General features: G+C 66.1%; 21 protein-coding genes and 3 tRNA genes. 8 read left to right on the plus strand and 16 right to left on the minus strand.

Annotated features, from left to right (window positions below; all coding sequences use genetic code 11):
• Positions 1-68: 68 nt before the first annotated feature.
• Together BWQ92_RS03080 and BWQ92_RS03085 are read right to left on the minus strand one after the other, a co-directional pair.
• Positions 69-1,685: a solute symporter family protein gene (locus BWQ92_RS03080; RefSeq protein WP_076798188.1), complete on the minus strand. Its 1,617-nt coding sequence runs from the start codon at positions 1,683-1,685 to the stop codon at positions 69-71.
• The gene (locus BWQ92_RS03085) at positions 1,682-2,077 is read right to left on the minus strand and encodes a DUF485 domain-containing protein (protein WP_076803473.1); all 396 of its coding nucleotides are present in this window, start codon (positions 2,075-2,077) and stop codon (positions 1,682-1,684) included. The genes BWQ92_RS03080 and BWQ92_RS03085 overlap by 4 nt, the downstream gene beginning before the upstream one ends.
• 168 nt (positions 2,078-2,245) lie before the next feature.
• On the opposite strand from BWQ92_RS03085, the gene BWQ92_RS03090 reads away from it, so the two are divergent.
• The 4 genes from BWQ92_RS03090 (at position 2,246) to BWQ92_RS03105 (ending at position 6,062) form a co-directional block, all read left to right on the plus strand.
• On the plus strand, positions 2,246-3,442 hold the full coding sequence (locus BWQ92_RS03090; RefSeq protein WP_076803474.1) for a sensor histidine kinase: 1,197 nt from the start codon (positions 2,246-2,248) through the stop codon (positions 3,440-3,442).
• 67 nt (positions 3,443-3,509) lie between these two features.
• Entirely contained in the window at positions 3,510-4,229 is a 720-nt protein-coding gene (locus BWQ92_RS03095; RefSeq protein WP_076798190.1) for a LytR/AlgR family response regulator transcription factor, read from the plus strand.
• The gene (locus BWQ92_RS03100) at positions 4,226-4,588 is read left to right on the plus strand and encodes a hypothetical protein (RefSeq protein WP_076798192.1); all 363 of its coding nucleotides are present in this window, start codon (positions 4,226-4,228) and stop codon (positions 4,586-4,588) included. The genes BWQ92_RS03095 and BWQ92_RS03100 overlap by 4 nt, the downstream gene beginning before the upstream one ends.
• Before the next feature lie 7 nt (positions 4,589-4,595).
• Positions 4,596-6,062, plus strand: a complete 1,467-nt coding sequence (locus BWQ92_RS03105) for a sodium/solute symporter (RefSeq protein WP_076803475.1) — start codon at positions 4,596-4,598, stop codon at positions 6,060-6,062.
• Positions 6,063-6,092: 30 nt separating this feature from the next.
• On the opposite strand, the gene BWQ92_RS03110 is transcribed toward BWQ92_RS03105, so the two are convergent.
• The 6 genes from BWQ92_RS03110 to rpsB all read right to left on the minus strand — a co-directional run bounded on the left by BWQ92_RS03110 (position 6,093) and on the right by rpsB (position 11,049).
• Positions 6,093-6,680, minus strand: coding sequence for a DivIVA domain-containing protein (locus BWQ92_RS03110; RefSeq protein WP_377957295.1), 588 nt, complete (start codon positions 6,678-6,680; stop codon positions 6,093-6,095).
• A 116-nt stretch (positions 6,681-6,796) separates the two neighbouring features.
• Complete coding sequence (locus BWQ92_RS03115; RefSeq protein WP_076798195.1) at positions 6,797-7,720, minus strand: phosphatidate cytidylyltransferase; 924 nt, start codon at positions 7,718-7,720, stop codon at positions 6,797-6,799.
• Positions 7,720-8,277, minus strand: coding sequence for a ribosome recycling factor (frr, locus tag BWQ92_RS03120; RefSeq protein ID WP_076798197.1), 558 nt, complete (start codon positions 8,275-8,277; stop codon positions 7,720-7,722). Before frr ends, BWQ92_RS03115 begins: the two co-directional genes overlap by 1 nt.
• A gap of 98 nt (positions 8,278-8,375) precedes the next feature.
• Positions 8,376-9,113 carry a UMP kinase gene (gene pyrH / locus BWQ92_RS03125; protein WP_076798200.1) on the minus strand — a complete coding sequence of 246 codons (738 nt, stop codon included), beginning with the start codon at positions 9,111-9,113 and terminating at the stop codon, positions 8,376-8,378.
• Positions 9,114-9,237: 124 nt separating this feature from the next.
• Positions 9,238-10,074, minus strand: coding sequence for a translation elongation factor Ts (gene tsf / locus BWQ92_RS03130; protein ID WP_076798202.1), 837 nt, complete (start codon positions 10,072-10,074; stop codon positions 9,238-9,240).
• Between the two features lie 126 nt (positions 10,075-10,200).
• Positions 10,201-11,049 (minus strand): 30S ribosomal protein S2, encoded by an 849-nt coding sequence (gene rpsB, locus BWQ92_RS03135; RefSeq protein WP_076798204.1) that lies wholly within the window; start codon positions 11,047-11,049, stop codon positions 10,201-10,203.
• A 450-nt stretch (positions 11,050-11,499) separates the two neighbouring features.
• Between rpsB and BWQ92_RS03140 the strand changes: the two genes are divergently transcribed.
• Positions 11,500-12,051, plus strand: coding sequence for a M23 family metallopeptidase (locus BWQ92_RS03140; RefSeq protein WP_076798206.1), 552 nt, complete (start codon positions 11,500-11,502; stop codon positions 12,049-12,051).
• Here the strand turns inward: BWQ92_RS03140 and BWQ92_RS03145 are convergent.
• The 6 genes from BWQ92_RS03145 to BWQ92_RS03170 form a co-directional block, all read right to left on the minus strand.
• The gene (locus BWQ92_RS03145; RefSeq protein ID WP_076798207.1) at positions 12,048-13,238 is read right to left on the minus strand and encodes an acyl-CoA dehydrogenase family protein; all 1,191 of its coding nucleotides are present in this window, start codon (positions 13,236-13,238) and stop codon (positions 12,048-12,050) included. The two genes, BWQ92_RS03140 and BWQ92_RS03145, sit on opposite strands and share 4 nt — an antisense overlap.
• Positions 13,239-13,384: 146 nt before the next feature.
• A tRNA-Ile gene (locus BWQ92_RS03150) sits at positions 13,385-13,458 on the minus strand.
• 130 nt (positions 13,459-13,588) lie between these two features.
• Positions 13,589-14,785 carry a glycosyltransferase gene (locus tag BWQ92_RS03155; RefSeq protein ID WP_076798209.1) on the minus strand — a complete coding sequence of 399 codons (1,197 nt, stop codon included), beginning with the start codon at positions 14,783-14,785 and terminating at the stop codon, positions 13,589-13,591.
• A 107-nt stretch (positions 14,786-14,892) separates the two neighbouring features.
• On the minus strand, positions 14,893-15,801 hold the full coding sequence (locus BWQ92_RS03160; RefSeq protein ID WP_076798211.1) for a DMT family transporter: 909 nt from the start codon (positions 15,799-15,801) through the stop codon (positions 14,893-14,895).
• The gene (locus BWQ92_RS03165; RefSeq protein ID WP_076798213.1) at positions 15,801-16,424 is read right to left on the minus strand and encodes a CDP-alcohol phosphatidyltransferase family protein; all 624 of its coding nucleotides are present in this window, start codon (positions 16,422-16,424) and stop codon (positions 15,801-15,803) included. Before BWQ92_RS03165 ends, BWQ92_RS03160 begins: the two co-directional genes overlap by 1 nt.
• 55 nt (positions 16,425-16,479) lie before the next feature.
• Positions 16,480-17,361, minus strand: a complete 882-nt coding sequence (locus BWQ92_RS03170; RefSeq protein ID WP_076798215.1) for a phage holin family protein — start codon at positions 17,359-17,361, stop codon at positions 16,480-16,482.
• A 179-nt stretch (positions 17,362-17,540) separates the two neighbouring features.
• On the opposite strand from BWQ92_RS03170, the gene BWQ92_RS03175 reads away from it, so the two are divergent.
• The 3 genes from BWQ92_RS03175 to BWQ92_RS03185 are packed head-to-tail and all read left to right on the plus strand — an operon-like array spanning position 17,541 to position 19,436.
• Positions 17,541-18,761 (plus strand): multidrug effflux MFS transporter, encoded by a 1,221-nt coding sequence (locus BWQ92_RS03175; protein ID WP_172804238.1) that lies wholly within the window; start codon positions 17,541-17,543, stop codon positions 18,759-18,761.
• A 46-nt stretch (positions 18,762-18,807) separates the two neighbouring features.
• Entirely contained in the window at positions 18,808-18,987 is a 180-nt protein-coding gene (locus tag BWQ92_RS03180) for a glycine zipper 2TM domain (RefSeq protein ID WP_076798219.1), read from the plus strand.
• A 41-nt stretch (positions 18,988-19,028) separates the two neighbouring features.
• Positions 19,029-19,436, plus strand: coding sequence for a hypothetical protein (locus tag BWQ92_RS03185; protein ID WP_076798221.1), 408 nt, complete (start codon positions 19,029-19,031; stop codon positions 19,434-19,436).
• A gap of 77 nt (positions 19,437-19,513) precedes the next feature.
• Here BWQ92_RS03185 and BWQ92_RS03190 read toward each other — a convergent pair.
• A tRNA-Asn gene (locus tag BWQ92_RS03190) sits at positions 19,514-19,586 on the minus strand.
• Positions 19,587-19,712: 126 nt separating this feature from the next.
• Positions 19,713-19,785, minus strand: a tRNA-Asn gene (locus BWQ92_RS03195).
• Positions 19,786-19,793: the final 8 nt, after the last annotated feature.

Consider the following 19,793-nt stretch of genomic DNA (forward strand, 5'->3'; position numbering starts at 1 on the left):
TCACGGTGCGCGGGGGCTCCTGCCTTTATCGCGGAGGCTCCTGCCCTGGTAAGGCCGGACGGAAGACGCTAGTGCTCCACGGCCTTCTCGGCGCCGACCCCGGTCAGTGACCGGACCTCCATTTCGGCCTGCTTGCTGCGGTCCTCCTGCTTCTTGTCCAGGACGGTGCCCAGCCAGCCCAGCAGGAAGGCCAGCGGGATGGACACAATGCCCGGGTTGCTCAAGGGGAAGATGGCGAAGTTGGCGTTCTTGATCATGGACGTCGCACCGCCGGACACCACCGGCGACAGTGCGATCAGGATGATCGCGGAGGCGAGCCCGCCGTACATGCTCCAGATCGCTCCCTGGGTGGTGAACCGGCGCCAGAACAGCGAGTAGATGATGGTGGGCAGGTTGGCCGAGGCGGCCACCGCGAAGGCCAGGGCCACCAGGAAGGCCACGTTCTGGCCATTGGCCAGGATGCCGCCCAGGATGGCGAGGATGCCGATCACGATCACGGTGCGGCGTGCGACCTTAACTTCAGTGTCGGCGTCGGCCTTTCCCTTGGCTATGACATTGGCATAGATGTCATGCGCGAACGAGGCGGCAGCGGTGATGGTGAGGCCGGCGACCACGGCGAGGATCGTGGCAAAAGCCACCGCCGAGATGAAGCCCAGCAGCAGCGGCCCGCCCAGGTGGAAGGCCAGCAGCGGTGCTGCCGAGTTCACGCCGCCCGGCGCGTTCTTGATGGTGTCCGCACCCACCAGGGCAGCGGCGCCGTAGCCCAGGACCAGAGTGAAGATGTAGAACAGCCCGATCAGCCAGATGGACCACACCACGGACTTGCGGGCTTCCTTGGCGGTGGGGACGGTGTAGAAGCGCATGAGCACGTGCGGCAGGGCGGCGGTGCCCAGCACCAGGGCAAGGCCCAGGGACATGAAGTCCAGCTTGGATGTTTCGGTCTTGCCGTACTGCAGGCCGGGGTTCAGAACGGCCGGGTTGTTCGCCGCCTCGACCGCGCCGCCCAGCAGGCTGGAGAGGTTGAACCCGTAGATGGCCAGGACCCAGAGGGTCATGACGGCGGCACCGGCGATGAGTAGGATGGCCTTGATGATCTGCACCCAGGTGGTGCCCTTCATGCCGCCGATCAGGACGTACATGATCATGAGCGCGCCGACGACGATGATCACCAGCGACTGTCCGCCCCAGTCGCTGATGCCGAGCAGCAGGGAGATCAGGCTTCCGGCACCGGCCATCTGGGCCAGGAGGTAGAAGAAGCAGACGGCCAGGGTGGAGATGGCGGCGGCGATGCGGACCGGGCGCTGCCGAAGGCGGAAGGACAGGACGTCCGCCATGGTGAACTTGCCGGTGTTCCGCAGCAGTTCGGCGACGAGCAGGAGGGCCACAAGCCAGGCAACAAGGAAGCCGATGGAGTACATGAAGCCGTCGTATCCGTTGATGGCGATGGCCCCGGTAATGCCCAGGAAGGAGGCAGCCGACAGGTAATCGCCCGCGATGGCCGTGCCGTTCTGCGAACCGGTGAAGGAGCGGCCGGCGGCGTAGTAGTCGGCTGCTGTCCTGTTGTTCCGGCTGGCCCGGAAGACGATCACCATGGTGACTGCGACGAACAGGCCGAAGATGCCCATGTTCAGCAGCGTGGTGTCCTTCAGCGCCGAGACGTCAACCGCTGTGGGAATGCTGATCATTGTGTTCCTCCGCCTACTGAACTGCCTGATGCCGTGCTGCCGGTCTTGTCGTACTCGTGGCCCTCAATGCCGTGCCGGATGTCGGTGGCGATCGGGTCCAGGCGCCTGTTCGAGTAGCTGACGTACCAGCCGGTGATGGCGAAGGTGGTCACGAACTGCAACAGCCCCATGATGATGCCGATGTTGATGTTGCCCCACACCTTGGTGGACATGAAGTCCACGGCGTAGGCGGCAAGGATGACGTACGCGAAGTACCAGAGCAGAAACGCGATGGCCATGGGGAACACGAAGCTGCGGTGGCGCTTGCGCAACTCCCTGAACTGTTGGGTGGCCTGGACTTCCTCGAAGTCCGCGGACGCCGGGGCGTCCGGAGTTCGGGCATCGTTACCCATCATTCCTCCTCATTGAGACTGTCTCCCACACCGGCTGCACGATTCACCAGCCAAATGTGACTGTCCTCACTGTGCGTCGTAGCGCGGATGTTTTTATAGTGGATGCGCGCTTCCGGTCGGTCAACGGCGTCGATGCTGCGCCAAACGGCACGCGCTACGCTGGGCAGCATGCCGGACTCGCCTCTCTATTCCGCGGCCGCCGTGGCCGTCATCGCGCTCGCGGTGGCCGCCGTCGTCGCCATCGGCCTGAAGGTGCTGCGCTCCTTCCGCGACCTGGGCACTGACGCCGAACGGGCCACCTACAACACCCTCCACGCCGCGTCGAAAGCCGGACGCCACCTGCGGACCGGCCTGAACCCCGCTGGCGCTGCAAAAGCCAGCCGCCAGCTGCGGGCCCTGCTCGGCTGTGACGCGCTGGCCATCCTCGACGTGTCCGGCGTGCTGGCCTGGGACGGGACGGCCGAGGAGCTGCGGCCCCGGCTGGCGGGCCTGGCCGCGGAGGTCCTGGCCAGCGGCAGGACGCAGGTGTTCAACGCTGCCGACCTGCAGCTCCACTCCCCCAAATCCGGATCCGTTGCCGCCGCCGTCGTGGCTCCCGTGCGGGCCGGCGCACGGGTGGTGGGCGCCGTGGCTGCCTTCGCACCGCAGGCAGGAGCGGGGCTGGTGCGTGCCACCACCGAAGTCGCCGACTGGGTGGCAGCGCAGGTGGAGCTGGCCGAGCTGGACGCCTCCCGGACACTCCTGATGGAGGCCGAGGTGCGGGCACTCCGCGCCCAGATCAGCCCGCACTTCATCTACAACTCGCTGAACGCGATCGCCTCCTTTATCAACACCGACCCGGCCCGGGCCCGGGAACTCGTGGTGGAGTTTGCGGATTTCACCCGGTACTCGTTTCGCCGGCACGGGGACTTCACCACCCTGGCCGAGGAGCTGCGGTGCATCGACAGGTACCTGCTGCTGGAGCGGGCACGGTTCGGTGAGCGGGTTCAGGTCAGCCTGCGGATCGCGCCGGAGGTGCTGAGCACGGTGATCCCCTTTCTGAGCCTGCAGCCGCTCGTGGAGAACGCGGTCCGGCACGGCCTGGAGGCCAAGGAGGGGCCCGGCCACATCACCATCTGCGCCAATGATTCGGGCGCGTTCGCCGAGGTGACCATAGAGGACGACGGCGTGGGCATGGACCCGGTGCAGCTGCAGTCCATGCTCGCCGGCCACACGGACGGCGAGCATGTGGGGCTGCGGAACGTCGATGCCCGCCTCCGGCAGGTGTACGGGGACGACCACGGCCTGGTGATCGAGACGGCTCCCGGAGAAGGCACGCTCATCACCATGCGGGTCCCCAAGTCCCAGCCGGACCATGACGCCTGAAATACACGATGCCTGAACGCCCGGCGCGCGTAGCCGCGGCAGGGACCCGGAAAGATAACCTAGGACCATGATTAACGTTCTCGTCGTCGACGACGAGCTGCCCGCAGTCGAGGAGCTTGCCTTCCTCCTCGGCCGTGATGAGCGGATCGGCACCATCCTGCGCGCCTCCTCCGGCGCCGAGGCCCTGCGGGTCCTCGAAGCCGGCGCTGTGGACGCTGTCTTCCTCGACATCCACATGCCGGCAGTGTCCGGCCTGGACATCGCCCGGGCCATTTCCCGCAGCAGCCGGCCGCCCGCCGTCGTTTTTGTCACTGCCGACGAGGACTGTGCGCTTGAGGCGTTCGAGCTGGCGGCTGTGGACTATCTGCTCAAACCCGTGCGGGCCGAGCGGCTGGCCAGCTCCGTGGGCCGGATCAGTGAGCTGATCCGCGACGGCGGGGCCGCGCCGGAGATGATCACCGTGGACCAGGGCGGCACCACCAGGATGATCCGGCGCGAAGACGTCACGTACGTCCAGGCCCAGGGCGACTATGCGCGGCTCCACACCGCCGATGCCAGCTACCTGATCCGTGTTCCGCTGGCAGACCTCGAACAGCAGTGGGCGGACGCGGGCTTCATCCGCACCCACCGTTCCTACCTCGTGGCACTCGCCCACGTCTCGCACCTCAGGCTCGCCGCCGGCCGGCCCAGCGTCTCCGTCGAGGACGCCGAACTGCCGATCAGCCGCCGGCACCTGCCGGCCGTCCGCGAGAAGCTTGAGGCAACCAGGATCCGGCCGCAGGCATGACCCGTGTCAGGGTCACGGCGCCCCGTTCGGCGTCGCGCATTTATCCCGACTCCTCGGCCGACCCGCGCGAGTCTGCCGAGGAGTCGGCCGTCGGCCAGGTGTTCGTCCGCTCGCTGATCCGCTCCCAGCTCCGGCTTGCCCTGGTGGTCGCCGGCGGATTCCTGCTGATCCTCGGCGCCTTTCCGCTGCTGCTTGCGGCGATACCGGAGATGGCTGAGACCCGGCTCGCCGGAATCCCCCTGGACTGGCTCCTGCTGGGGGCCGGGATCTATCCCGTGACAGGAATCAGTGCCTGGCTGTACATCCGCAGTGCAGCACGCAACGAGGCCCGTTACCGAGACCTCGCAGGTGACCGGTGATGCTGGGGTGAATCCTGCAGTGGGCATTGCGGCGGTGGCCGCCGTTTCCGTGGCGACGGCGGTGATCGGTTTCTACGGACTGCGGATCTCGCGGACCACCGGCGACTTCTACGTAGCCTCCCGGACCGTGCCGCCGTGGTGGAACGCGTCGGCGATCGGCGGGGAATATCTGTCCGCGGCCAGTTTCCTGGGCGTGGCCGGCCTGATCCTGCTGTCCGGCACGGATGCGCTGTGGTATCCCGTGGGCTACACCGCCGGGTACCTGATGCTCCTGCTGTTCGTGGCCGCGCCGCTGCGCCGTTCCGGGGCCTACACCATCCCGGACTTCACCGAGGCGCGGCTGGATTCACGTGCCGTGCGCCGGGTAACCAGCCTGGCCGTGGTCATTGTGGGCTGGCTCTACATCGTTCCGCAGCTGCACGGCGCCGCCCTGACCATCCGGACCACCACGGGGCTGCCCGCCTGGGCGGGCTCGACCGCCGTCGTGGTGGTGGTATGCCTCACCGTGGTGGCTGGCGGGATGCGTTCCATCACCTTCGTCCAGGCCTTCCAGTACTGGCTGAAGCTCACGGCGCTTGCGGTACCCCTCATCTTCATCCTGCTGGTGCTGGCAGACAAGGGCTCGCCCGCAGTGACGGTGCCAGCCGCCAACCCCGACGGCGCGGATCCCGCGAGCCCCTACCAGAGCATCTCGCTGCTCGTTGCCCTGTTGTTCGGAACACTGGGGCTGCCGCACGTCCTGGTGCGCTTCTACACCAACCCGGACGGGCAGTCGGCGCGCCGGACCACGCTGATCGTGCTGGGCCTGCTGTCCGTGTTTTATCTGTTTCCGACGGCGTACGGCCTGGCCGGGCGCCTGTTCGCCCCGGACCTGGCGCGGGCGGGCCAGGCGGATGCGCTGGTGCTGCTGCTGCCGGGACGCCTGGTGGGCGGCCCGGCTGGCGAGCTGCTGTCCGCCCTGGTGGTGGCAGGGGCGTTCGCCGCTTTCCTGTCCACGACGTCCGGCCTGGTGGTCTCGCTTGCTGGTGTGATCAGCCAGGATGTGCTGGGCGGCAGTGTGCGCGGCTTCCGGGTGGCGGCGCTGATCTCGATCACCGTTCCGCTGGGTCTGGCGCTCATGACGGACTCGCTGGCCCTGGCCGGCAGCGTCGGCCTGGTCTTCGCGTTTACGGCATCCACGATCTGCCCGGTCTTGCTGCTGGGCATCTGGTGGCGGGGGCTGACCGACGCCGGTGCCATCGCGGGGATGGTGACGGGCGGGCTGCTGTGCGGCGGCGCCATGGTGGCGGGCTCGGTGCTGGGGGTAGCGGGGACGCCGCCGTGGCTGGCGCAGCCCGCGGCCTGGACCGTGCCGGCGGCCTTCACGGTGATGGTGGTGACGTCGCGGGCCACCCGGTCCCGGGTGCCGCGCACCATCACCAGGGTGATGACCCGGCTGCACACGCCTGAGCGGCCGCTGGCCACGGAGCGCTGATTCCAGGTCCCGAGCGGGGCGGTGAGGGCGTCAGTCGATGGCAGCCATCAGTTCAACCACCCGGTCGAGGAACGCGTCCACCTGGGTCTCCTCGTAGCCGTCCTGGCCCACTGCGGGCCGGAAGACGGCCCGCCGGACGTTGTCAACGCTGAGGGGCTTGTCCTGTTCGAGGTAGCCGATCAGGTCGCGGCACAGGCTGTCCACGTCCTTGGTGTTGTAACTGCGTGACTTTTTCTTGGCCGGGCGGCGGAACCTTTCGCCGTCGGGCCGGTGAAGGCGGCCGCGGAGTGTCCCGGACAGCTGGCCGATCTGCCGGAGCCAGGCGTCCTCGCCCCGCTCGGCGATAAGGTCGTCCCGCTCCCGGCGGGCGAAGGCGTCCTCCAGCCGGTCCAGCGCGGCGTCCACCGCGGTGGCCGAGTATCCGCCCTTGACAGGATCGAAGGACACGGACCGGACGTCGGCGCTTTTGATGGGGTGGGCGGCGGCCTCGGGCGTCTCCAGCGATACGCGCGCCTGCTGCAGGAACTGGTCCACCTGCTTGGCGTTGTAGCCGTACTCCGTCCGCGCCACACGTTCGAACGACGCCGGAATCTGCCGCTTGCTGTCCACTCTCACCATGTTTCCTTCGATACTTCATCGGCGGGTCGTAACCGCATTATTCTAGGGCGTTGTGGAGGGCCCGGCGGCCCGTCCCGGGACAACCGGGACCGGAACGGCTCAGGCCCTTGAAAGGCTCAGGCGCCGGAGAACAGGACGAACAGCATGAAGGCCACGGGCGAGGCGAACACGATCGAGTCCAGCCGGTCCATCACCCCGCCGTGCCCCGGCAGGATGCTGCTCATGTCCTTGACGCCGAGTTCGCGCTTGACCATCGATTCGGCAAGGTCTCCGGCCGTGGCGGCCGCCACCATGCCGATCGCGAGCACCACCCCCACCCACCAGGGCTTGTCCAGCAGGAAGATACTGGCCAGCACCCCGACGAGCATCGCGCCGGCGATGGATCCGGCAAATCCCTCCCAGGACTTTTTCGGGCTGATCTTGGGCGCCATCGGGTGCTTGCCCATGCGCGCGCCTACAAGGTATCCGAACGTGTCGTTGGAAACCACCAGGAGCAGCAGGATGACAATCTGCCAGGCGCCCTCCGGCACCACTCCGCCGGGCCAAGGGCCCACCGGGGAAGCGCCGCCCTCAACGTGCAGCGGGAGTGCGGCGAAGCTGATCAGGAAGGGCACCCAGGCGAGGGCGAACACACCGGCGAAAATGCTGCGGGCCGAGCCCGCCGCACTTTCCACCGAGCGCCAGAGCAACACGGCCACGCTGCTGGCGAGCATCGCGAACAACAGGCTTTCCAGCCCCCCGAAGTAGGCCGAGAACGGCATGGCCAGTGTGCCCACCATGACAGGCACGATGGGCAGGCGCGTACCGTTCTCTTCAAGCGCCCGGAAAACCTCCCATACGCCGAAGGCGGCGAAGGTGGTGACGACGGCGACAAAGCCGAGAGGCAGGAAGAGCAGCCCGCCGAGCACCGCAAGAAGCATGGCCAGGCCCACGGCGATGGCCGCCGGCAGGTTGCGCCCAGCCCCGGGCGTGGGGTTGGGCCTTGGCTGGCGGGTCCGGGTTCGGGCCCGCGCACCGGGGGCCTGCTGTGCCTGGCCCATCAGACCTCGAGCAGCTCAGCTTCCTTGCGCTTGAGGAGCTCGTCGATGCCGTCGACGTGCTGCTTGGTGATCGCGTCGAGTTCCTTCTCGCCCCGAGCGCCCTCATCCTCGCCCGCTTCGCCGTCCTTGACCAGGCGGTCCAGGGTTTCCTTGGCCTTGCGGCGGATGTTGCGGATGGACACCTTGGCGTCCTCACCCTTGGACTTGACGATTTTGACGTATTCCTTGCGGCGTTCCTTCGTCAGTTCCGGGATGGTGATGCGGATGACGTTGCCGTCGTTGGACGGGTTGGCGCCGACCTCGGAGTCGCTCAGCGCGCGCTCGATGTCGCGCAGGGCGGTCTTGTCGAACGGCGTGATGAGGATGGTGCGGGCATCGGGGATCGCGAAGGATGCCAGCTGCTGCAGCGGCGTGGGGGTCCCGTAGTACTCCACCATCACCTTGTTGTACAGCCCGGGGTTTGCCCGCCCGGTGCGGATCGAGGCGAAGTCTTCCTTGGCTACCTCAACCGCCTTGTCCATCTTGTCTCCGGCTTCGAGCAAGGTTTCTTCGATCACGATCTCTCCTCAGACATTGGTTCCCGGCCAACCGGGGCATTTCACAATCCTGGCCCCGCCCACCGGGCGGGACCGTCCTAGAAATATCCTAGCTGTAACTAGGGCGTGACCAGCGTTCCCAGCGTTTCGCCGCGGATGGCGCGGGTGACGTTGCCTTCGCCTTCCATGCCAAACACCACCATGGAGAGCTTGTTGTCCTTGCACATGGTCATGGCGGTCTGGTCCATGACGCGGATGTCGCGGCGGAGTGCGTCGTCGTAGCTGAGCTTTTCCAGCTTCTCGGCCGCGGGGTCCTTCTTGGGGTCGGCCGTGTATACGCCGTCCACGCCGCTCTTGGCCATCAGGACGACGTCGGCGTGCACTTCGAGTGCGCGCTGGGCTGCCACGGTGTCCGTGGAGAAGTAGGGCAGGCCGGCTCCGGCCCCGAAGATGACCACACGGTTCTTCTCCATGTGGCGGATGGCGCGGCGCGGGATATAGGCCTCGGCCACCTGCCCCATGGTGATGGCGCTCTGCACCCGGGTCTCAACACCGGCCTGTTCCAGGAAGTCCTGCAGGGCGAGGCAGTTCATGACCGTTCCCAGCATGCCCATGTAATCGGCACGCGAACGGTCCATGCCGCCGTCGGACAGTTCGGCGCCGCGGAAGAAGTTGCCGCCGCCGACCACGATGGCCACCTCGACCTCCGGAACGGCTGCCGCGATCTGCTTGGCCACGCCGCGGACAGTGTCCGGGTCGACGCCCAGCTTGCCGCCGCCGAAGACCTCACCGGACAGCTTCAGGAGGACCCGGCGCCTGGTTTTCTCTGACTGGACGGGAGTGTTGACGGCTTCCATGGTGCCTTCCGGTTGGTGAACTCTGAGCTAGGTTATCGCGCATCCGGCCAGCGCTCACATTCTTATGTGGCCGGTGCATGCAAAAGGGGCGGCCACCGAAGTGGCCACCCCCTTGCGTGTCAGACTAGGAGCCGACGCGGAAACGCGTGAAAGCGGTTCCCTTGACGCCGGCCTCTTCGAGGACCTGCGCCACAGTCTTCTTGGCGTCCTTGGCGAATGCCTGGTCAACCAGGACCTCGCCCTTGTAGAAGCCGGTAACGCGGCCTTCGACGATCTTGGTCAGGGCAGCTTCGGGCTTGCCCTCCGCCTTGGCGGTTTCCTCGGCGATGCGGCGCTCGGATTCGACCAGTTCAGCCGGAACGTCCTCGCGGGAGAGGTAGTTCGGGGCCATCGCGGCGATGTGCACGGCAACGTCGTGGGCTGCGGTGGTGGCTGCTTCGCCTTCGCCGTCAACTGCGAACAGGACGCCGACCTGGGCCGGGAGGTCCTTGGAGGTCTTGTGCAGGTAAGCGTCGACCGTGGCGCCCTCGATGCGGGCGATGCGGCGGACAACAACCTTCTCGCCGAGGACAGCGCCCTCTTCGACGACAACCTCGGACAGCGGCTTGCCGTCAACATCGGTGGCGAGCAGGGTCTCGAGGTCGGCAGCGCCGGACTCGACGGCGATGGCCAGGACCTTGTCAGCCAGCTGGATGAACTTGTCAGCCTTGGCGACGAAGTCGGTCTCGCAGTTGACCTCGATCATTACGCCGACGCCGCCTTCGACCTTGGCAGCAACCAGGCCTTCGGCGGTGGAGCGGCCTTCGCGCTTGGTGGCGCCCTTCAGGCCCTTGATGCGGATGATCTCGATCGCCTTCTCGGCGTCGCCGTTGGCTTCGTCGAGAGCCTTCTTGACATCCATCATGCCGGCGCCGGTGCGCTCGCGCAGAGCCTTGATATCAGCGGCAGTGTAGTTCGCCATGTGAACCCCTCTGTCTAGAAAATTTTTGTGTGTACGGACCGACAGGACGGCTGCTCACCAGGTGAGCGGCCATCCTGTCAGTTGCCCGGGCGCTGCGGACAGCGCCCGGAAATCCCGATGAAGTTGTTACTTCGCGGAGTCGGTGCCCTCGGCGGCAGCCGGGGCTTCCTCAGCGGCGGGAGCAGCCTCGGCAGCCGGAGCCTCGGCCTTGCTGCCTTCGAGGAGCTCGCGCTCCCACTCAGCCAGGGGCTCTTCCGGAGTCTCGGTGGTGCCGGTTGCGCGCTGGTTGCGGGCGATCAAACCCTCGGCAACAGCGTCAGCAACAACGCGGGTCAGGAGGTTCACGGAGCGGATGGCGTCGTCGTTGCCCGGGATCGGGAAGTCGACCTCGTCCGGATCGCAGTTGGTGTCCAGGATGGCCACAACCGGGATGTTGAGCTTCTTGGCCTCGTCAACCGCGAGGTGCTCCTTCTTGGTGTCAACAACCCACAGCACGGACGGAGCCTTGGTCAGGTTGCGGATACCGCCGAGGTTGGACTCGAGCTTGGTGAGCTCGCGGCGGAGCAGCAGCAGTTCCTTCTTGGTGTAAGCGGAACCGGCGACATCGTCGAAGTCGATCTCTTCGAGTTCCTTCATGCGCTGGATACGCTTGGCAACGGTCTGGAAGTTGGTGAGCATACCGCCGAGCCAACGCTGGTTGACGTACGGCTGGCCAACGCGGGTGGCCTGCTCGGCAATGGCTTCCTGGGCCTGCTTCTTGGTGCCGACGAACAGCACGGTGCCGCCGTGGGCGACGGTGGCCTTGACGAACTCGTAGGCGCGGTCGATGTAGGACAGCGACTGCTGGAGGTCAATGATGTAGATGCCGTTGCGCTCGGTGAAGATGAAGCGCTTCATCTTCGGGTTCCAACGGCGGGTCTGGTGTCCAAAGTGGACGCCGCTGTCAAGCAGCTGGCGCATGGTTACGACGGGCATGCCGACGCTCCTTCCGGCAGGTCATTCATGAGAACGGCCGCAGCCGCTCTTACCCTGCCAATAGTTGACGGTTATTTAGCCTTGCCCGGGCGGGCACAGGCTCCTGGCATCCATTGCACATCTCATCAGGACCGTTGCCGGACCCGACCGCGAGAGGCACAATCCTCCTCAGCAGCAAGCAGCTGCTTACCGGTTGTGGAGGGCTGGATACGCGTAGTCAGTTGCTGCTCCCCCGCACTCCTGAATGGGGCGTGCTGACGCTACCCATGTCCATGGAATGCCATGTCCATGAAATGCGTGGAGGGCACAGCGGACTGCTCCACCAAGTGTACTACAGCGGTCCGCGGCAAATGCACCGGATCCGCCTCGCCCCCGCCGCGGCGTAGGGCGTTTTCCACATAGGCCAAGGGCCCCGTTCCGGCAGCCGGACCGGGCGCCCATGCTGGGGACATGAAAGCTTACGTGATGCTGGCGCTGCTCCTGTTCACGACGGCGGCTGCACGTTCAGCCGCACCGGCACCTTCCGCTGTCCGCACCTTGCCCGCTGTTTCTGCCGCCGTTCCGGCCCCGGCGGCGTGGAGCTGGCCGCTGGCGCCGCGGCCGGCGGTCCTGCGGCCCTTCGATCCCCCGCCCCAGCCGTGGCTGAGCGGGCACCGGGGCGTGGACCTTCGCGCCGCGTCCGACGGCGGCCCGGTCACCGCCCCGGAGTCCGGCACCGTCAGCTTCGTCGGCGTGGTGGTGGACCGGCCCGTTATCACCATTGACCACGGCAATGGCCTTCGCAGCAGCTTCGAACCGGTGCGGAGCCCGCTCAAAAAGGGCGTTTACGTGGCCAAAGGCGCCGTGGTGGGCACGCTGGTCGCCGGCCACTGCGGCCGGTCCCCCTGCGTGCACTGGGGTGTCCGGCGCGGCGAGGAGTACCTTAACCCGCTGTCCTTCATCCTGGACCTGCGGCCCTCGGTGCTGTTGCCGCTGAAGGGCAGCGGGGAACCGGGTGGCTAGACGATTGCGGAGACGCCGGTAATGGCCCGGCCCGCCACCAGAGTGTTCACCTCGTGGGTGCCCTCGTAGGAGTAGATCGCCTCCGCATCGGCAAAGATCTTTGCCATCTCGAAGTCCGTCACGATGCCGTTGCCACCGAGGAGGCTCCGGCCAATGGCCACGCTTTCGCGCATCCGGGCCGTGGTGAAGGCCTTGGCCAGGGCCGACTGCTCGTCCTTCGCCCGGCCTGCATCCTCAAGCTGGGACAGGCGCACCATCATGCCCATCGAGCTGACGGCGTTCCCCAGGATCTGGACCAGCTGGCTCTGCACGAGCTGGAAAGAGGCCAGCGGGCGCCCGAACTGGTGCCGCTCCACGGCATAGCGCCGGGCCACGTCGAACGCGGCGAGCTGCTGGCCCACCGCCTGCCAGGCGACAGCGAGGCGGGTGACTTTCAGGACCTTGTTGGTGTCACGGAAGCTGTTGGCGTTGGCCAGCTTGAAGAAGTCCGGCACCACCACGTCCTCGAGTGTGATGTCTGCGTTCTGCACGGTCCGCAGGGAAATCTTGTTCTCGATCTTCGTGGCACTGAACCCGGGCAACGCCGTATCCACGAGGAATGCCTTGACCTGGTTGTCGGCCACATCGCGGGCAAAGACCACCACCCAGTCGGAGAATGTCGCGTTGCCGATCCAGCGCTTCGCGCCGTTGAGGATCCAGTGGTCGCCCTCCCGCCTGGCCGTGGTGCGCGTGCCGCCGGCAACATCGGAGCCGCCCAGGGGTTCGGTCAGCCCGAAGGCCCCGATCTTGCGCAGCGAGTAGATGTCCGGCAACCAGGCATCCTGCTGTTCCGGGGAAGCCAGGGCTTCGATGGAGCCGGTGAAGAGGCCGTCGTGCACACCCATGAAGGTGGCGATGGAGGTATCCGCGCGGGTGACCTCAGCGTGCACGATGCCGGCGAAGAGATTGGAGTAACCCTGGCGCCTGACCGGGCTGACAAGGTCGAGCTCGGCCAGCTTGGGAATCAGTTCCAGCGGAAATTCACCGCGGTTCCAGCACTCCACGGCAATCGGCTTTACTTCCCGCGCCAGGAAGGAGCGCACCTCTGCCAGCCGGTCGCGCTCTTTGGAACTGAGCATCTCCTCAAAGGCGAAGAAGTCGCCGTCGGCGTAGGGCAGGCTGGTGATATCTGTGGCAGCGGCGGACATGGCGCTCCTTCGCGGTGGCCGGCGGTCGCGAAGGAACAGAAACACGGGCGCCGGAAAGGACTAGTTACTCGCCAGTAACATATCGCAGGGGCGCAGGAAATGGAAAGAGCCCTGATCCGCGGAGTCGCAGATCAGGGCTCTGAAGGTAGGGCTACTCGGACTTGAACCGAGGACCTTAGGATTATGAGTCCCGCGCTCTAACCAGCTGAGCTATAGCCCCGTGCACCGGTCCCGCATTGCGGGAGGCGCGCCCTGCCAGCGCCGGCCCTCAAGGGGCCCGTCGTCGGCTGGGCAGATTCACTCTAGCAAACCGGCGACAGGCTTCTGACCACTTCAGGCAAGCGTGGTCTTCAGACCACCTTGTCCTCGTAGTTCGCCCCATAGTAAAGGCCCTCGAACGTCTGCAGGGTCCCCTCGATGCTGTGCGGCTCCACCATGCACCGGCTGGCGTTGCCCATGGCCTTGCGTTCTTCGGCCGGCAGCCGGAAGATCCGGGTGATTTTCTCCGCCAGGTCGGCGCTGTCATTCGGCGTGAACAGGTAGCCGTTTTCGCCGTCGCGCACCAGGTGCGGAAGGGCCATGGCGTCCGCCAGCAGGACAGGCGTCGATGCGGACATGGCCTCCAGCGTGACCAGCGACTGCAGTTCCGCCGTCCCGGGCATGCAGAACAGGTCGGCCCGGATGTAGGCCTCGCGGAGTTCGTCGTCGCTGGCGAGGCCCAGGAACTTCACCCGGTCCTGCAGGCCAAGCCGTTCCACCAGGGCCTCGAGCGACGGACGCACCTCGCCGCCGCCGACGATCTCCAGGTGGACGTTCAGGTCGGCGGGGGTGGCAGCCACCGCCTTGATCAGCACGTCGACGTGCTTTTCCTCCGCCAGCCGGCCCGCGAACAGCACGGTGGGATATTCGTGCGGCTCAATGATCTCGTCCGGCTTGAGCTCGTAGGCCGCCGAGTCGATGCCGTTGGACAGCGGGAGCACCTTGCGCAGGAAGGCATGCTGGTGCATCGCCTTGGCCGCCAGGGGCGTGGGCGTGGTGACGACATCGGCCTTGCCCATGACCTTGCCCATGTCTTTCCAGGAGATCTTCCCGATGATGTCCTTGAACCACTGCGGGAACGGCAGGAACGGGTTAAGGTTCTCAGGCATGAAGTGGTTGGTGGCCACGATGCGGACGCCGCGCTTCACTGCCTCGTACAGGACGTGCTCGCCGATCATGTAGTGGCTTTGGATGTGCACGACGTCGGGCTGGACCTTGTCGAACAGCAGGCTGATTTCCTTCTTGATCTCCCATGGAAAGCAGATCCGGAAATATTCGTGCGTGAAGACGCTGTGCGAACGGAGGCGGTGGACAGTCGCTTCGGCACGGAACTCCGTAAAGCTCTTGCCCTTGTCCTGCCGGCAGGCCAGCACGTGGACGTCGTGTCCGCGTTGTGTCATGCCCTTGGCCAGCCGGTAGCCGAACTGGGCGGCTCCGTTAACGTGGGGCGGGTACGTGTCCGCCGCGATGAGGATGGTCAGTGGGCGCTGGGCGTCGGGCATGGTCACGTAGAAAGCTCCTGGTGGTCATGGTGGTCGGCTGCGGCTGACCACACTGGCCGCTGCCGGCACGGGATGCACCGGCACATTCTTTCCTGGTCCGCAGTCAAAGTCGGCTAGTGGGACGCCCTGCCCGTGGCCTTCCGAACATCCTTCTTCCGTTTGGTGACCTCGGGATGGTGTCTTGAAAGGGCGATTACCCCCACGATAGCAAGGGTTGCCGCCGTCCCCATCGCAATCGCCATGACAGCGTGGACATCGGGGCGTAACTCGCCAAGGATCGTGATGCCGATGGCGATGCCCACAATGGGGTCGATCACGGTGAGACCGGCAATCACCAGGTCCGGCGGACCGGTGGAGTATGCGCTCTGCACGAACCAGGACCCCAGTCCCCCGGCCGCTGCGATGGCCACCACCGAGTACCACGGCACATTCAGCAGGAAGAGGCCATTCGGATCCAGCAGGTGCTTGCCGATGATCCGCGTCAACACGGCCACGAAGCCAAACAGGATGCCGGCACCCAGGATGTAGATGAACGCACTCATGCGGTGCTTGAACATGGCGGCGAGGGTGCCGAAAATGCCCACCGCCAGGGCAAGCAGCAGCACAATCGTGAGCTCATCTTCCGGCGTGACGTGGTGGCTTTCCTGCGTGACGTTCACAGCGAGCAGGACGAACAGCGCCGAACCCGTCACGCACGCGGTGATCGCCACCACCGTGGCGCGGTTGATGCTCAGTCCCTGGTCCTTGGTGTTGACCACGGTGGTGATCACCAGGGCGATGGCGCCGATGGGCTGCACCACGGTGAGGGGTGCCGTCACCAGCGCCACGGCGTTCATCGCCATGCCGAGGCAGAGCAGGAAGAGGCCGAAGACCCACCGGGGGTTCCGCAGCAGGCGCAGGAAACCGTTGGAGCTCAGCGCCAGCCCGCCCGTGTCCGCCTTGACGGCGCTGCCCTGGCGCTGCGCACCGAAGGCGAGGCAAAAGGCGCCCAGGACCGCGAGCAAAACCGCAACCCAGACCATCAGCCGTTCCCGCCGTCGCCGGCAGCCAGCATTTTGCCTTTGCGCCGGATCGCCCAGAAATAGTTGTAGGCGGCAACCCAGTGGCCAACCAGGCCCAGCCCCAGCACCACCCAGGCCGCGACGAACCACGCTTCCGCGAACGGAGTGGGCAGCTTGGACAGGACCAGGAGCGGAGTTCCCAGCAGCAGCAGTCCGGTCCGGGTTTTGCCCACCAGGCTGACGGGGAGGTCCGGGTGTCCGCGGAAGTAGAACAGCGACATGCCCAGCAGGACGGCATCGGGAACCACCAGCGCGGCCAGGTACCACCACTGCACGACCCCGGCGATCACCAGGGTGACGGCGACCGCGATCATGGCCAGCCGGTCGGCGATCGGGTCCAGAACGCGTCCCAGTTTGGAGGTCTGGTTGAACCGCCGGGCGACATATCCGTCAACCCAGTCGGTGCTGCCCATGATCGCCAGCACCAGCACAGCGAGTCCGTAGTCCTTCCGGGCGAGCACAAGCCAGACGAAGACCGGCACGCCCATGAAGCGCAGTACCGTGAGGAGGTTTGGGACGGTGTAGACCAGGTCGCGGTCCACATGCGGCTGGCCGGGACGGGAACCAGCGCCGATGAATTTCATCAGCCCTCCCTCTCCGCGGCCAGCGGCCTCTTACAGTCTTCGTTCAGGACAAGGCTCAGCTCTTGAAGAGTTTGCGCAGCAAGGCGACCAGGACGGCCGTTGAGGCAGCAAGGGCAACGAGCGGCTTCCAGCGCGCCTCAAGCTGCCCGGGCAGCGAGCCTGCCGGAGCGCCGGAGCGGGCCGACGCCGACAGGGCGGCGAACCGTTCAACCGCCCGTCCGCGGACCTCCTGGAACCGCTCGCTGCCTTCCGCAGCGCGGTGCCTGGCGACGCCGAGCAGTGCCTGGGCCTGGGTCTTGACGTCGAGCTCCTCGCCGAGCTCATCACGTACGCCGGTGAGGTGCTCACGGCGCTGCTTCAGGCGGCGGCGCAGTTCAGGCTCGGTGGCCACGGGAACATCCACTGCCTCGGCGGCTTTCTTGGCTTCCTTGTCAGCCTTGGCCTTGGCCTTCTCGGCGGCCTTGGCTTCTGCCGCGGCCTTGGCCTGCGGTGAGTTGGGATCGAGCACGGCGGCATTGAAGTCCGAGCCCTCCTTGGCGACGCCAAGGTCGTGCTTGAGGCCGCGGACGCTGTCCTCCGGAATCAGCGGCATGGCCTGTTTGAACTTCCGAAGTCCGATCAGACCGCCGATGACGGCAATGAGCAGGAAAACCGCGCTGACGAGCAGCGCTGCCAGCCAGGCCGGCATGATGGTGGCCAGGCCCATGATCGCGGCGACAATCAGGCCGGTGACCAGGAGCGCCAGAAAAACGGCGGCCACGCCGAAGAAGGCTCCGGCGACGCCAAGCTGCTTGCCCTTGCGCTTCGCCTCGATCTTGGCCAGGGCGATCTCGTCATTGAGCTGGCGGGGCGCAAGCTTGAGGGCCAGTTTCACCGTCTTAGGCAGCGCGGTGATCCGCAATCCCTGGTTGGTCCGCCCGCTGTGACGTCCGCTCATAGGTTCCGCCTAACTGGTTCCGTCGTCGATTTTCTTCGCTGCTGAGGGGGTTTCCGGTGCGCCCGCGCGCCCCCGCTGACAAAACTATCATTCAGTGTCAGCCGGAACTTCTGGAATTAGCCCCGGCGTGCCCTCCAACGCTGTAAAAGTCTGATCTGACAGCCCTAGGATGGGTCCTTGTGACCACCAGCAACCCGGGCGATGCGCTCAGCCGCCGGCAGAAATTCCTCTACATCCTTCTACTCGGCGCCCTCACCGCCCTCGGGCCGTTCACGGTGGACCTCTACCTGCCCGCATTCCCTGCCCTGGAAGCGAGCCTCAACGTCTCGGAGGCCGCTGTCCAGCTGACGCTGACCGGCACCACTGTCGGCTTTGCGCTGGGGCAGCTGGTGGTGGGGCCCTTCAGCGACAAGTTCGGACGCCGGCTCCCCCTCATCCTGGCCACCACCCTGCACATCGCCGCCTCTCTAGGCGCCGCACTCTCCACCGACATTGCCACCCTGGGGGCGTTCCGTGTCCTCATGGGCATCGGGGCGGCAGGCGGCGGCGTGGTGGCGATGGCCATGGTCCGTGACCTGTTCAGCGGGTATGCCATGGTGAGGATGTTCTCCCGGATGGCACTGGTCAACGGGCTCGCGCCCATCCTGGCCCCCGTGATCGGGTCCCAGCTTCTCCTTGTCATGGCGTGGCCGGGCATCTTCGTCTTCCTGGCCTGCTACGGCACCGCGGTGATCCTGGCCGCCGTCGTGTTCGTCCGGGAGACGCTGCCGCCGGAGAAGCGCGGCCAGTCCGGCCTGACGGCCCGGCAGCGGTACCGCGTCCTGTTCTCTGACCGGATCTTCGTGGGCCTGCTGATGCTGGGTGGCATGAACTTCGGCGGACTGTTCAGCTATCTCTCCGCGTCACCCTTCCTGTTCCAGGACGTTTTTGGGTTTTCGCCCCAGCAGTACGGGCTTCTGTTCGGCATCAACTCGCTGGGCATCGTCGCCGGAGTGCAGACAAGCGCCCGGCTCATAAAGCGCGTCCCCCCGCAGTGGATCCTGGCCTGCTCCACCGCGTGGATGTTCCTGATGGCCGTCCTGATCGTCGTGTTCGACCAATTGGGGTTCGGGCTCTGGGGCGTCCTGGTTCCTCTTTGGTTCTACATCCTTGGCACGGGCTTCACCTTCCCTTGCGTCCAGGTCCTGGCGCTGGCCAGCCACGGAGCGCAGGCCGGCACCGCCGCCTCCCTTCTTGGGGCGTCCACATTCTTCATGGCCGGCATCATCTCGCCTGTGGTGGGGTGGCTGGGAGGAAATTCCGCCACGCCGATGGGGGCCGTCCAGGCCTGCTGCATCTTCCTTGCGGCGGCTGCCCTGTGGCTTGTGGTCCGCCCGCGGACCGTGCCCTCCATCCACTGACCCCTGTTCGCCTCCTCCTGCAGCCGCCGGCGGGTAGGCTGGCACCATGACCCGCAAACCCCACCGCAACGGCCGGGGGCTGTTCCTCGGAGCCATCCTCGGCGGCGTGGCCGGCTTCTTCGCCGGCAGGATGATGGGCAACGCTGTGCTGGGCATCCTGGTGGGGGCCGTCGTCGTTTCTGCCCTGCTGTACCGCGTGAATCCCGGGCCCTGGAACAGGCCCTAGGCCATCTGTTCGCCCGGGTAGCTGCGCGATAAAGTTGTTACGTGCCCCACTGGCAGGATCATCCTCCACTTCCGGCCACGTGGCAGCGGTGCGACTCCGGCATTCTGCCGTTGTGGTGGGACCGGCTGTGCACTCAGACCAGTGCCCAGTCGGCGGCGCTCTATGCGGCGGGACTTTTCACTGAGGACCGTCGCCGGCCCATAGCCCAGTGGTTCAACCCGGCTTTCAACGCTGCCCTGCTGGTGGCCCCGGAAACGTCCCCTGAGTGGCCCGTCCAGCGGTTCGGCATCTTCTATGCGCCGCCCGACGGCGGCTTCACCCGAGTGCACTCCTCGCCCCACGAATGGCACCCCAGGGAGCCGCGGAAGTCCCCGACGGAGCGGGAAGCGTTTGAGGCCGCCATAGCCGAGGCTGAGCGCTTCCTCCAGGTGGAGATGGATTTCGTCTAAGCCTAGGCAGCACATAAACCAGGCAGAACATAAAAAAGTCCCGCAGCCGGCTCTTGGGCCAACCGCGGGACTGTGCGCTCCTCCTGCTGGACTTGAACCAGCAACCCTTCGATTAACAGTCGAATGCTCTGCCAATTGAGCTAAGGAGGAATGAAGCAGGTATGACATTAGCAAACGTTCTGCCGCAATGTGAAATCGGCGCCGTTACTCGGAAGAAATACCCCTCCCGGGTATAAAAAAGGTCCCCGTTCCGGAACCCGGAACGGGGACTGTGCGCTCCTCCTGCTGGACTTGAACCAGCAACCCTTCGATTAACAGTCGAATGCTCTGCCAATTGAGCTAAGGAGGAATGAAGCG

It is taken from the genome of Arthrobacter sp. QXT-31, assembly GCF_001969265.1.
In the GTDB taxonomy this organism is placed as follows: domain Bacteria; phylum Actinomycetota; class Actinomycetes; order Actinomycetales; family Micrococcaceae; genus Arthrobacter.

Bases quoted from the DNA above. Each gene is read 5' to 3' on its own strand.
- BWQ92_RS03080 (WP_076798188.1), bottom strand. From the start codon at position 1,685: ATGATCAGCATTCCCACAGCGGTTGACGTCTCGGCGCTGAAGGACACC.
- BWQ92_RS03085 (WP_076803473.1), bottom strand. From the start codon at position 2,077: ATGGGTAACGATGCCCGAACTCCGGACGCCCCGGCGTCCGCGGACTTC.
- BWQ92_RS03090 (WP_076803474.1), top strand. From the start codon at position 2,246: ATGCCGGACTCGCCTCTCTATTCCGCGGCCGCCGTGGCCGTCATCGCG.
- BWQ92_RS03095 (WP_076798190.1), top strand. From the start codon at position 3,510: ATGATTAACGTTCTCGTCGTCGACGACGAGCTGCCCGCAGTCGAGGAG.
- BWQ92_RS03100 (WP_076798192.1), top strand. From the start codon at position 4,226: ATGACCCGTGTCAGGGTCACGGCGCCCCGTTCGGCGTCGCGCATTTAT.
- BWQ92_RS03110 (WP_377957295.1), bottom strand. From the start codon at position 6,680: ATGGTGAGAGTGGACAGCAAGCGGCAGATTCCGGCGTCGTTCGAACGT.
- BWQ92_RS03115 (WP_076798195.1), bottom strand. From the start codon at position 7,720: ATGGGCCAGGCACAGCAGGCCCCCGGTGCGCGGGCCCGAACCCGGACC.
- pyrH (WP_076798200.1), bottom strand. From the start codon at position 9,113: ATGGAAGCCGTCAACACTCCCGTCCAGTCAGAGAAAACCAGGCGCCGG.
- tsf (WP_076798202.1), bottom strand. From the start codon at position 10,074: ATGGCGAACTACACTGCCGCTGATATCAAGGCTCTGCGCGAGCGCACC.
- rpsB (WP_076798204.1), bottom strand. From the start codon at position 11,049: ATGCCCGTCGTAACCATGCGCCAGCTGCTTGACAGCGGCGTCCACTTT.
- BWQ92_RS03140 (WP_076798206.1), top strand. From the start codon at position 11,500: ATGAAAGCTTACGTGATGCTGGCGCTGCTCCTGTTCACGACGGCGGCT.
- BWQ92_RS03145 (WP_076798207.1), bottom strand. From the start codon at position 13,238: ATGTCCGCCGCTGCCACAGATATCACCAGCCTGCCCTACGCCGACGGC.
- BWQ92_RS03160 (WP_076798211.1), bottom strand. From the start codon at position 15,801: ATGGTCTGGGTTGCGGTTTTGCTCGCGGTCCTGGGCGCCTTTTGCCTC.
- BWQ92_RS03165 (WP_076798213.1), bottom strand. From the start codon at position 16,424: ATGAAATTCATCGGCGCTGGTTCCCGTCCCGGCCAGCCGCATGTGGAC.
- BWQ92_RS03170 (WP_076798215.1), bottom strand. From the start codon at position 17,361: ATGAGCGGACGTCACAGCGGGCGGACCAACCAGGGATTGCGGATCACC.
- BWQ92_RS03180 (WP_076798219.1), top strand. From the start codon at position 18,808: ATGACCCGCAAACCCCACCGCAACGGCCGGGGGCTGTTCCTCGGAGCC.